Raw genomic sequence first — 11,570 nt, 5'->3', positions numbered from 1 at the left:
CACTCAGTTGATGGTCCCCGTCACGTCGCACTAAAAGGATCCATACATTCGAGGTGCTGTGACCTAGAGCAGCCTAGGTTGAGCCATGTGCAGGACGACGATTTGGCGGCCGCGATGAGAGCGGGCCGCCGGATCGGTTGCAGCCGTTGTTCCCAAATCAAGCTGCAAAAGGTAATAAAGGTTTAGCTCCAGCTACCAACGGAAGGGGGTTGCCGGCCATGGTTCATCCGGTGGACGTCATTGTAGGCAAACGGATTCGGCTGCGTCGCTCTGCGCTTTCTATTTCTCAGACAGAACTTGCGGAGCGTCTGGGCCTGACGTTTCAACAAATTCAGAAATACGAAAGGGGATCCAATCGCGTGAGTTGCAGTCGTCTGGTTGAACTGAGTAAGGCGTTGGACGTTCCTATCGTTTATTTTTTCGAGGATACAGGAAGCGACGAAGGCAGGCTGTTCGACCAACTTGATCTCAGAATCATCCCGGAAGTACGGCGCCTCGTTTCCGCATTTCAGAAGATCGAAAATACGCAAGAACGGCGTTTGGCCATTGCGCTCATGGAAAGCATGGTGACAGGTTCCGATAGGTGACCTCTTGCCAATGGGAAATCCTCACATAGCCGCAGACCGGTACGAATCTCATGTGTCGAGACGCCAGTGTCGCTGTTGTCGTAGGCTGGCAAGCCATCGCAATTCCCCTCTACCGACCGGCTGCCTTTCGCGCATCGCTTCCAGCTTCCCAAGCCTTCATACCATGATTTGCGGCTTCGGTTGATCCGGTTGCTACCTTCTCAGGCTGACAACGGGTCGTCGGCGGGTTGCCACAGGTGCGGCCCAGTTCAGCCCATCCTACGCATTTCCCATTTGGGCCACGATAGCCGGGTCCACCTTTGTCTCCGCATTCCGCGAGAACAGAAGTTGATGCGAGCGAGATAATGAGCAGTGCGAAGAGCCATCGCATAGCGATCAGCTACCGGCAGAGGCCTGTGCGACATCGATCACATGGCGGTCGGCTCCCACGGAGATGATGATCTTGTAGCTCTTCTGATTGCCAGAGGGCGGGTTGGTTGGTGGTGAAAGGTGCAGCGCGCCTCCATACCATTCACCTGGCATCAAAGTGTTGTCCTTGATGACGGTTTGCTCAAGCTGGGCCATATTTCGCTGTCCGGTTTCGATGGTGTTAGAAATCATGACTTCATTCTGCACAGCAGCGTTATTCTGAGCGATGGCTGCTGCCGTCGGACTGTAAAACGTGCCTGTACGTCCGCCTGGCGTTGTGTAACTTCCGTACCCGGCGCGTGACGCACCATAGGCATTCGCGCCAGCGGCCAGGCCGGTTAAGATCGCCGCTGCTACCTGACGATTCTTTTCTTCCTGAGCCAACATTTCGTAGGTGACTACGGTCATCGCGAATTCGTTTTCGCCAACGATCTGATTAACCTCGATCTGGCTCATACGAAATTCGACGGGCGCCTTACTAAGGTTATTGATATTCACAACAAATACTGGCCGTCCTCCCGCCTGTAGTTGGCGAGAAGCCGGTCGAACCAGGACCAATGATGTCTTCTGCTTCGAAACAAGAGCGGGCTGGCCGTCACGTATCAATGCTTGCTGATTTGGATTGCTGGCTCGAAATTGAACCGTTTCAGTTGTGACGCAGCCCGTCAGCGCGGTACAAAGCACCGCCACCCCCAATGTACGCATTTACTAATCTCCCCAGACCCGAAACTATCCAAGCGCAGCCTGCGGGCGAGGGCAAGGAGATTTGCAGTAACTAGAAGTGATGGAAGTCCCGGACGATCGCGACCTCTAGCTCAGCAACTCATGCTCGTTTCATCAACGGTGCAGGCGTCGCCGATGCGGCGCCAATGACGCCCGCGACCTCGGGATCGCCGGTCTCGATGGACTCGGCGAAGGCGGGGAACGCGGCCAGATGGTCTTCCTCAAATGGTCTTGTCCCGAACCGCACGACCAGCCGCCCGACGGCGTAGGCCTGGTCCTTGGCCATGCGCGTCGCGGCCCCGTCTCGGTCCGGATCCAGCGTGGCCAGCGCGTATTTCGTAAGCGCGAACGCCCGCGGATCCATTCCCGTCATTCCGACGAGCACACCGTCACGGGCGATCGCGACCGCCGACACCGGCTCGAGATCGAGCAGGCTGTGCAGCACGGACAACTGCTCTTCGGAGGTCCCGTCCAGCTGATCGATGGATTTGAGCAGGGATCGGCGTGTGTGCAGGTGGACCCGGAAGCCGTGGTCGTTCCTGATCGATCGGGAGGCGGCGTGAAGCACGAAGGACTTGTCTGCGCGCTGGATGACCGGAAGGAGTTCTTCCATCGCTTCCTGGCGGCTCTCCGCCGACGACAGCAGGTCCAAGTCACCTTCCGCGAATAGCGATCGCGGCAGCAGGGCACCGGCGGACGCCTCGAAGAGGTGCATGGCGGCGCTGCCGATCACGAGCAGCTTCTCGTCGAAGAGTTCATGCCTCGCGAGTTCGCGCAGCACGTCGCTGGCGATCGGCTCGAGCCGGCCGATCCGAAGCGCGCGCCCGACCCGGATGAGCGGTTCGAGCTCGAGCTTCATTTTGGCCGCAGCCTTGTCGACCTCGGCCCGGCCCAGGTCGAAGTCGGTCTTCTTCTTCTCGGTCTCGGGCGAGCGCCGGCCGAGCGAGCCCATCTGCTTTTTGCCGGTGGTCGGGTTGGTGAAATAGGTCGTGAGGTATTCGTGGGGACCGACCGTCTTCCACCCCATGGCGCCGCGGAACTTTTCCTGCAGCGTCAGGAAAAACTCGTAGCGCTCCCACATCTCACGGGCATCTTCGAGATGCCGGAGCTGGGTTCGGTCCATGGCAATGGGTTCGAGGTCTGACATTGGTGCGGACATTTCTACCAAATTTATAATAAACATAGTATCGGTAGAAAAATCTGCAAGCCCGGTCATGAGGATATTGTTCCATGCCGTTTTCACGTATATATGTGAGCCATGGAGATCGGCGATGAAGCGTAATACGACATTCAATCTTGACGACGAACTGGTTCAGCGAGGGAAATCCTACGCGGCCACCCACGGAACGACGTTGACCGCGCTCGTCAGGGATCACCTCACGAAGGTCACGGGCTACCGACCGAATGACGGCACTAACGATCCGTTGGTCGCCTTCTCCAAGGGGGAGATCGACAAGGCGCAGGCGATCGAGCAGTCCGGGCTGCGTGACTATGCGGAACTGCTGGTCGCACTCGGCGATCGTGGCCTTGATCTTCCGCGGCTCCCTCCCCACGAGATCACCCAGATGACAGAAAATTTCCTGCGTATCTGCCGGGAAGCGGGACTACCGCAATGACCGCCCGCTGCGTTCTCATCATCCCGGATGCCGGGCCGATCAACAGCCTCTGGGTTGCCGGAGAGATGCCTCTGCTGGCGAAGCTTGGGATGCCGGTGGTCCTCATCGACCAAGTTTACGCCGAGTTGACGTCGGATCCCGAGAACTACCTCAAGGACCGCGAGGTCAAGGCGTTCGTCGAGGCGCATCCGAAGGTGTTCACGATCGAGGAAACGAACGTCGGCAAGATGGCGGCTGCCCTACGTGCCCAGGGCACATTCAAAACCGGCCAAAGCCTTGGCGAGGCGGCCATCGCCGACTTCTTCCAGCACGGGCTGGAAAAATACGTCCGTGACGACCAGGCGGCGCTGCTGTTGTTCGAGGACGCCGACTTCCGTTCCGTCAAGGTTATTCGCAGGCCGCGCAACGTGCATCTCTCCAGTACGGTTTCCTGGCTGCGCGGGCTGCAGGACCTCGGCATCGTTGCGTCGGCTGACGACATCATTCGAGCGATGACGCATCCTGCCGATCCCACGAAGCGCCCCCGTAGGTTCACCGACCTCCCGGACGGCACCGACGAGTCTGCCGAAATCGGAAGTAGTTGGCGGCCGTAAGCACGGGGGCGGAGCGATGACGCAAAAGCATCGGCGGACTGCATTGGGCACCATTGGGTCCGGCAACGTCTTCGCAGACCTCGGACTTCCGGATGATGAAACGCGACTCCTGAAGGCTAAGCTCGTTTCGAAGGTCGACGACGTCATCGTTGAACGCGGTCTGAGCGATGGCGCGGCGGGCGCGATCATGGGGCTCTCTCGCCAGAAGGTGTCCGAACTCCGCAACGGGCGTACCGACGACTACAGCGTGGAGCGCCTCTACGAGTTTCTCAACAGTCTCGGCGTAACCCGCCTTTAAGGTACCGGTAGCGCCGAAGGAGACGATCTGTGGAGTTGCAGAATTCGCTGGTCCTTCGGTTCTGAAGGAAGGGCCCTCCCGCAGGAGTTTCTCAAGCTCACTGTTACAAATTCCGATTCCTGCGCTTTCGTCTGTGAACGCGTTTACATCTCCTAAATGACTCGGGCCCCGGAAAGCTTATCTTTTCGGGTCCCGCGTCTCTTTTCGGTTACAAATTAAAGAAGCTACGTTTTAGAACAGCCACTACTTCTTTTTGCCGTCGGCGTCGAACTGCTTCAGGAACGCGATCAAGTCAGTGGTTCTTTTTTCATCCTTCAATCCGGCGTAGATCATCTTTGTGCCCGGAATCTTGGCCTTAGGATCCTTGATGTATTCGCGGAAGGTCGACTCTTCCCAAGTGATACCGGAGTCCTTGTTCGCGACAGAATATGAGTAGCCCGGCACGCTGCCAGCCTTGCGGCCTATGAGGCCGTTGAGAGTCGGTCCGACGACGTTCTTTGCGTTCTCACCGATCTGGTGACAGGACTTGCAGACGGCGAAAACCTTCTCGCCTGCGACGGCGTCCTGAGCTCTTACTTCACCCGAGCACGCAACTACCAACAGCGTAATGAACAACAGTCCTCGCATTCCATTCTCCTCTTTTCACGTTCGCCATTCAAAAGCTCAACACCTCGCGTTTAGTTTATCTCCGACTTTGAGATCCGATGTCGGGCGACCGTCGTCATGCGCCGTACACGCACGATCGTCCGTCTGCAGTGGTCAGCCGAACCTGCGTGCCCGACCGAACCGCAACAACGTCGGCGATCCGAGACGCTGGCATCAGGCTGAAAGCCGTCGAAAGCGCGTCGGCTTCGGTTGCGGTCGGAGCGATCACGCTGACCGTGCGGTACAGGGCGGGACTGCGTCCAGTCTTTGAGTCGAACAGATGATTGAACCGACCCGCCGTGTCGAAACGGAAACCCGCTCCGGCGGTGGTCGCAACCGCGCGATCGACAAGATCGATGGTTTCCGTGAGCGCGCCGGCCTCGTCCGGATCGGCTAGTCCGACGCGCCATGGTGTCCCATCCGGTCTAGCTGCGATCGCGCGTATCTCGCCCATATTGACGAGCGTCGTTGATAACCCCGATCCGCGTAAAATATCCACAACGCGGTCAGTGGCGTATCCTTGTGCGATGCCGTTCAAGGTGATCGCGGCGCCGGGCTTGAGGAGTGCCACGCGATCGTCACTAACCAGCAAGCCGCTATGGCCAACCTTCGCGAGCGTCTCAGCCAGCTTTTGCGCCGACGGGCCGGCGGGGTGCGGTTCGTCCGAAGAAAAGTGTTCAGCGTAAAGCTGCCAAAGCGGCTGGACCGTCGGATCGAACGCGCCGTCGGTCACACTCGCGAACCGCAACGCGGACTTCAACAGTGCGACCATCTCAGTGCTGGGAGAAACGAGGATGCCGGTGCGGTTGAGCTTTGAGATCGCTGAATCGGTCCGGTACAGGCTGAACTGTTGCTCAAGCCGCCGTACATCTAGCACACATCTGTAAACCAGCCGTTGGGCCTCTTCGCGGTCCGAATGATGGATCTCGATCGACACCTGCGCCCCGAGCGCTGATCCGCGCCAGCGCACAGATTCGTCCGCCGCGGCCGCTCGGCCGCCGGTCAGAAATGTCGATCCGGCGGCGCTCGCGGCAATGACGATCATGCGCCGACGGGTGAGTTCTCGTTTGAGCATCGGCTGTTCCTCGTCAGTTGACCCGCACGTCCGGACGACCGTGCTGGCTCTGGTCGGTCGGCACGTCGCTGCCGAGCACGTATGCACTTGGGATTTGCTCGAATGTCACCACCCGGCCGGCATTGTCGTTGGCAAACGCTTCGGCGGCCTCGCGATTTCCGAACGGCACCGCCTCGGCTGCTCCCATGCCGCCCTGTTTGCGGCTTTCGATCACGAAAAATGCCTTGCGCGCATCGACCCAGTTTGTTGGGCCCGGATTATCCCAGCTTGTCGCCCGCGCCATGTCCGAAACATAGATCGCCCGGATGTCGCGGGGCTGGTCGGGCATCAAGGTGAAGGCCACGGTGTCGCGGACCGACGAGAACCAGAATGGGTCGATCCGGCCGGCCGTAATAATCTGGCCTTTTGGTCCGGGATGTTCGAGCAGATTCATGCCGCAGAACACGCCCATGGCGTCGCTGTTGAGCGCCACCGGCGGCGGCACCACCGAATTGGCTGCATCCTGATTGCATCCCGCGAGAAAGATCGCGGCGAGAGCGGCGGCCAGGATTCGCAAGGTTCGCAAACTCATAATTCTCTCCGCGCAAAGAATGCGGTCGCGAGCCCGAGCGGCGCGGCTATCCAGACCACCAGACCCAGCAGCAGTGCGCCGATGCCCGTGCTCGCGGTCCCGGCCAGTCCGGCCATGCCGGAAAACTGGCTAACGTTGAACCCGGTCAGATTGGTCAGCCGATAAAGATCGGTCGGGTTGAGGAACAGCAGTGCCTCGAGCACCGGCGCCGAGACGATGCGTCCCTGATCGACCACCAGGATGCCGAGCAGCGCCATGTCGAACACCAGCACCATCAACAGCCAAACCCCCACGGAAATGCCCGCTGCGGTACCGCGATCGCGCACAAGGCTGCTGATCAGATATCCGATCGCAACAAACACCGCACCGAGCAGGATCGATGTTCCGAGCATCGAAGCGAAGGCGTACCAACTCGAGGTCAGCACTGAGGCGCCGGTGATGGCAAGTGCTGCGGCCGCCGCGCCATAGCCGATCACGGTGGCGAAGGCGAGGATCAACACGTGTCCGCAGAATTTTCCAAGGATAACCTGATAGCGGCCGACGGGATAGCTGAGCAGCAGGATCATGGTGCCCCGCTCCATCTCGCCGACCACCGCGTCATGCGAGATCAAAAGGGCGATCAGCGGTAGCAGAAAGATGGTGAGGCTAGACAGGCTGACGACCACGACGTCAAGCGCGCCAGCGCCGACGTTGCCAGTCGGCGCGCTGCCGAGGAATGTCAAGGACAGCGACAGCGCGGCCAAGAGCAATGTAGTCGCCAGAACCCAGCGGTTGCGCAAGCCTTCCTTGATTTCCTTCGCCGCGATGATGACGATGTTTCTCATGCGGCATTCCCTCGCAGAAAATGGGCGTAGAGATCGTCGAGCGTCGGAGCCGCGATCTCGATATTGGTGACGCAGGGATCGCCGGCCGCGACGCGCAGCAACTCCATCTTGCTGACCTCATCGGGCACCAGCAGGATGCGGCCATGCGGAGTTGCGACACTCGTCCCGTTTATCCATCCCGGCGGGACGGTGGCCCCGGGCGCAATATCGAGCGAAACCCGGATTGGCAGTTGCGAGATCGAGCGCAGTTCCGCCAGCGTGCCCTGCGCGACCAGTAGCCCGCGGTTCATGATCAACACATGCTCGGCGCGATCCTCAAGTTCGGTGAGCGCGTGCGAGGAGATCAGGACGGTGGCGCCGTCGTCGCGCAATTCGCCAAGGATCTCGTAGAAGGTCTGACGCAGCGCCGGGTCTAGCCCCGTGGTCGGCTCGTCCAGTAACAGGACGCGCGGCCGCCCCAGCAGCGCCTGGGCTAGGCCGAGGCGCTGGCGCATGCCCTTGGAATAAGTCCCGACCCTGCGATCGGCGGCATGCATCAGGCCGACGCGGTCGAGCAGCGGCCAGGCCGAAGCGGGCTCTATCTGCTTCAGCCGCGCGTAGAACGCCAGTGTTTCGCGCCCGGTCAAAGCGGCGTTGAACGCGACATTCTCCGGCAGATAGCCGAGCTGCCGGCGCGCCGAGAATTCGCCGGCCGCCGGATCCTCGTCGAGCACGCGGACCGCGCCGCGCTCGGCATGAATGAGGCCGAGCATCAGCTTGATCAGCGTGGTCTTGCCGGCGCCGTTGTGGCCGACCAACGCGTTCAGCCGTCCCGGACCGAGGTCGAACGAAACATTGCGCAGCGCCTTGACCGCGCCGTACCTCTTCTCCACGCCGTTGACGGCGACAGTGATGGTCATTGCAGCCTCCGACTGGTTGATGGCTTCGGCGGTGGCGCGATCAAAGGATGGGTGTCGACGACGCCGCCGGGATAAAGCGCGGGAAACTGCGCCTGCGCCCAGCGCAGCACCTGCACCGCGGGGCTGTTGATCAGCACCTTCGCCGACGGCGCGGTCCACAGCACCCGGTCGACGAGATCGTTGGGGCGGTAGGCGGTGTCGGCGATGCCGTCGCCATTGAGATCGAACGCCGGATTGTCGCTCCAGTAGTTGCCGCGGCCCCCCTTAGACCAGTCGAGGTCGCGGGTGCCGACATACTTCACTTGGTTTCGGTTACCGACAAAAGCGTTGCCGGTGATCTCGTTACCCTCGGAGCCGGCAGTGAAATGAACCCCGATGCCGCAACGCTCGAACCAGTTGTTACGAAACTTGTTGTGGTTGGTGTTGTAGATGAAGACGCATTTCCCTGGTCCGCTGCGCAGGCCCGGTTCGGGTTTCGATTCCGGCAGCATGCCGCGTTCTTCGACCGGACCTTCGTCCTTCCTGCTTGCAATATTATCGAGCGAGCCACCGTTAACCCAATTGCCGTCGATCTCGGCGTAATTAGCGTAGTTGAACAGCAGTCCGTAGTCGCGGTCGCGGTCCGAGATGTTGTTGCGGATCATTAGCCGGTTCGAATACATGATAGCGTAGCCAACGTGATTGCCGATGGAAACGTTGCCGCTGACTTCGCTGTCGTTGGTGTACATGTAATGCACCGCGAACCGAACTTGGTCGAAGCGGTTGTTGATGAAGCGGTCCTTGCGGCTGGAAATCGTGAAGATGCCGTCGCGGCCGTAGCGGAACGTATTCTCGGCGATGGTGACATCGGGCGCATTCCAGACCGATACGCCGTTACCGCGTTCGTTGAGCCGTCTGTCCTGCATGCCCTCAATGATATTTCGCTGCACGCGTGACCCCGTCGCGCCATGGACGTAAACACCGTAAAGGTTGCCTTCGAAGCGGTTGTTTTCGACTAGGGCACGTTGCGCGGTCTTCGCGAGAAACACACCGGAATCCATCTTTTCCAGATCGTAGCCCGATCCCCGGATGGTTATGCCGCGAACCGTGACATCAGGCGATGTCACGGTGACGACGTTGCCGGCACCGCCGCCGTCGAGTACGGCGCCCGGCCGTCCGCTTAATACCACGCGCCGCTCGATCCTGATCGCACCCTTGTACTCACCCGCTGAGAGTTCGATGACGTCGCCGTCAAGGGCCCGGTCCAGCACAGCCTGCAACGACTGCTCCGGAACGGCCCTCAGCGTCTCCGCAACCGCAAAGCCCGGGATTCCGACGGCGAAGATCGCCGCCGGAAGGATTCGTAAAAGGAAGAGCATGTGCCGATCCCGCCTCAAACCGACTTGGGTTCGACCATCATGCGGCCCTTCATCTCCATGTGCATGGCGTGGCAGAACCACGAACAATAGTACCAGAAGACGCCGGCCTTATCCGCCGTGAACGTCACCGAGGCCGTCGCCATGGGCGCTACTTCCATGTTGACCCCATAGTTCACGATGCAGAAACCGTGCGTCAGGTCTTCCACCGCGTCGATGTTGGTGACGTAGACGGTGACCTCATCGCCCTGCTTGATCTGGAACTGCTCGAGACCGAACGCCGGCGCGGTCGACGTCATGTAAACACGGACCTTGTTGCCGTCCCGGATCACCTTGGAGTCGGCCTCGAGATCGATTCCGTCGGTCTTGGCCTGCTTGACGGCATCGGCAAAGAACGGATCGGCACGATCCCAGATCGAAACTGGGTTGATCTTGGAGCGGTGAACGATGGTGGCGTCATGAGGTTCGGCAAAGCTCGGACCGTCATGGACCAGTTTCATCTTGTCGCCGGAGATATCGATCAGTTGGTCGTTCTCGGGCTTAAGCGGCCCGACATTGAGGAAGCGGTCCTTTGAGAACTTGTTGAGCGAGATCAGCCACTTTCCGTCGGCTTCCTTGGTCTGTCCCATCGAGGTATGGTTGTGGCCGGGCTGATAGTGCACATCGAGCTTCTGAAGGATAGGATCGACCTTCTCGCCCTTGAACGCGCGCCTGGCAAGATCGATGTTCCACTTGCAGACCTGACTGTCGAGAAAGAGCGTCGTGTAGGCGTTGCCTTTGCCGTCATAGGCCGTGTGCAAGGGTCCGAGGCCGAGTTCCGGCTCCGCGACCACGACGTCGCGCGGTTGGATCTTGTCGTCGAACAACTGGTCGAACAGCCGCACGTCCATCACCGTGACCGTGGGAGAGAGCTTGCCCGCCGCCACGATATGGATGCCATCCGGCGCGGTGTTCATGCCGTGCGGGCTGTTGGAAACTGGGACATAGCGGGTATAGGGCGAGCCCTTGCGACCATCGATGACAGGCACGCCGTTGATTTCCTTGAAGTCCCCCTTCTTCACCGCCTCTTCGATGCGCTTGATGTTGAAGATCGTGACCCAGTCCTGCTCCTTGGCGGTCATATCGGCGAGGGTGACGCCCTCTTCCGAATTGTAGCAGGTGGAGAAGGCGTACTTGCCCTGGTAGTCGGCATCGACGTTATCGAGATTGCCGCTGACGATCACCTGCCAGGCCACCTTCATAGTGTCGCCGTCAATCGCGCTGAAGATCGAGCGATACTGCTTTGGATCGTCAAGTATCTTGCCGTCGTTCGGCACCGGCACGCCATCCTCGCCGTTGGCGAACACATAGCCGGTACGAGGGTATTTCTGCACGCGCAGCCCGTGCACCGTGTGCTGGTTCGGAAGCTGAATGATCTTGTCGCACTTCATTACGTCGAGACGCACCCGCGCGACGCGGGTGTTGGACTTGTCGTTCATGAAGGCGTAGCGGCCATCATAGGTGCCGTCGGTGAAGGAGATGTGCGGGTGATGCAGGTCGCCATTCATGTAGGTGCCGCCGCGGGTCTTGAGGAACTCGCGGGTCTCGGGCAATAGCCCCTCGGTCAGTACTTTCAGGCTTTCATTGGTCTGGCCCCAGCCTGTGGCGCTGCAGCGATTGAACACTGGTACCCGCATTAACTCACGCATCGACGGCAAGCCAACGATACGCAATTCACCGGACTGGCCGCTCGAGAAAAAGGTATAGTATTCATCCAGCTCGCCGGGATGCACTTCGGCCTTCAGAACCGCGGGCCGCGCTGCGGGCGCCGCCTTCGCGGGCGCCGTCTTAGTCTGCGCGTCAGCAGCCGTGATTACGCCATCGGTCTTGAGGGCAACGCCGCCCGCGAGGCCCACGCCCGCAGCTGCTGCAGTCGTTCCAAGCAATTTGCGTCGGCTCACGCCCTTTGCATTTTCATTTTCGCTCATAATAGTCTC

13 protein-coding genes are annotated in these 11,570 nt (G+C 60.0%); 4 read left to right on the top strand and 9 right to left on the bottom strand.

Translation table 11 applies throughout. The features are described from left to right. Window positions 1-218: 218 nt before the first annotated feature. Entirely contained in the window at window positions 219-587 is a 369-nt protein-coding gene (locus tag HNQ36_RS19345) for a helix-turn-helix domain-containing protein (protein WP_184087808.1), read from the top strand. A 375-nt stretch (window positions 588-962) separates the two neighbouring features. Here HNQ36_RS19345 and HNQ36_RS19340 read toward each other — a convergent pair whose 3' ends face one another. Both HNQ36_RS19340 and HNQ36_RS19335 read right to left on the bottom strand, forming a co-directional pair. Continuing rightward, a complete protein-coding gene (locus HNQ36_RS19340; protein ID WP_184087689.1) occupies window positions 963-1,700 on the bottom strand; it encodes a hypothetical protein in 738 nt (245 codons plus the stop codon). Between the two features lie 118 nt (window positions 1,701-1,818). After that, window positions 1,819-2,865, bottom strand: coding sequence for a GSU2403 family nucleotidyltransferase fold protein (locus HNQ36_RS19335; RefSeq protein ID WP_184087687.1), 1,047 nt, complete (start codon window positions 2,863-2,865; stop codon window positions 1,819-1,821). 124 nt (window positions 2,866-2,989) lie between these two features. On the opposite strand from HNQ36_RS19335, the gene HNQ36_RS19330 reads away from it, so the two are divergent. The 3 genes from HNQ36_RS19330 to HNQ36_RS19320 are packed head-to-tail and all read left to right on the top strand — an operon-like array spanning window position 2,990 to window position 4,225. Continuing rightward, complete coding sequence (locus HNQ36_RS19330; protein ID WP_062316470.1) at window positions 2,990-3,334, top strand: DUF6364 family protein; 345 nt, start codon at window positions 2,990-2,992, stop codon at window positions 3,332-3,334. Further along, a complete protein-coding gene (locus HNQ36_RS19325; protein WP_184087685.1) occupies window positions 3,331-3,927 on the top strand; it encodes a hypothetical protein in 597 nt (198 codons plus the stop codon). Before HNQ36_RS19330 ends, HNQ36_RS19325 begins: the two co-directional genes overlap by 4 nt. 16 nt (window positions 3,928-3,943) lie before the next feature. Then, the gene (locus HNQ36_RS19320; RefSeq protein ID WP_062316474.1) at window positions 3,944-4,225 is read left to right on the top strand and encodes a helix-turn-helix domain-containing protein; all 282 of its coding nucleotides are present in this window, start codon (window positions 3,944-3,946) and stop codon (window positions 4,223-4,225) included. A 243-nt stretch (window positions 4,226-4,468) separates the two neighbouring features. Here HNQ36_RS19320 and HNQ36_RS19315 read toward each other — a convergent pair whose 3' ends face one another. From HNQ36_RS19315 to nosZ, 7 genes are all read right to left on the bottom strand, one after another. Continuing rightward, window positions 4,469-4,852, bottom strand: coding sequence for a c-type cytochrome (locus HNQ36_RS19315; protein WP_184087683.1), 384 nt, complete (start codon window positions 4,850-4,852; stop codon window positions 4,469-4,471). A 94-nt stretch (window positions 4,853-4,946) separates the two neighbouring features. Beyond that, window positions 4,947-5,945: an FAD:protein FMN transferase gene (locus HNQ36_RS19310; protein WP_184087681.1), complete on the bottom strand. Its 999-nt coding sequence runs from the start codon at window positions 5,943-5,945 to the stop codon at window positions 4,947-4,949. Window positions 5,946-5,958: 13 nt separating this feature from the next. Further along, window positions 5,959-6,516, bottom strand: a complete 558-nt coding sequence (locus HNQ36_RS19305) for a nitrous oxide reductase accessory protein NosL (RefSeq protein ID WP_184087679.1) — start codon at window positions 6,514-6,516, stop codon at window positions 5,959-5,961. After that, a complete protein-coding gene (locus HNQ36_RS19300) occupies window positions 6,513-7,340 on the bottom strand; it encodes a DUF2705 family protein (RefSeq protein ID WP_184087677.1) in 828 nt (275 codons plus the stop codon). The genes HNQ36_RS19305 and HNQ36_RS19300 overlap by 4 nt, the downstream gene beginning before the upstream one ends. Beyond that, window positions 7,337-8,239, bottom strand: coding sequence for an ABC transporter ATP-binding protein (locus HNQ36_RS19295; protein WP_184087675.1), 903 nt, complete (start codon window positions 8,237-8,239; stop codon window positions 7,337-7,339). The genes HNQ36_RS19300 and HNQ36_RS19295 overlap by 4 nt, the downstream gene beginning before the upstream one ends. Next, window positions 8,236-9,597: a nitrous oxide reductase family maturation protein NosD gene (locus HNQ36_RS19290; RefSeq protein WP_184087672.1), complete on the bottom strand. Its 1,362-nt coding sequence runs from the start codon at window positions 9,595-9,597 to the stop codon at window positions 8,236-8,238. Before HNQ36_RS19290 ends, HNQ36_RS19295 begins: the two co-directional genes overlap by 4 nt. 14 nt (window positions 9,598-9,611) lie before the next feature. Beyond that, entirely contained in the window at window positions 9,612-11,561 is a 1,950-nt protein-coding gene (gene nosZ, locus HNQ36_RS19285; protein WP_184087670.1) for a TAT-dependent nitrous-oxide reductase, read from the bottom strand. Window positions 11,562-11,570 lie beyond the last annotated feature (9 nt).

The organism is Afipia massiliensis (assembly GCF_014203115.1).
Lineage (GTDB): Bacteria > Pseudomonadota > Alphaproteobacteria > Rhizobiales > Xanthobacteraceae > Afipia > Afipia massiliensis.
This window is presented reverse-complemented; position numbering and strand designations above follow the sequence as displayed.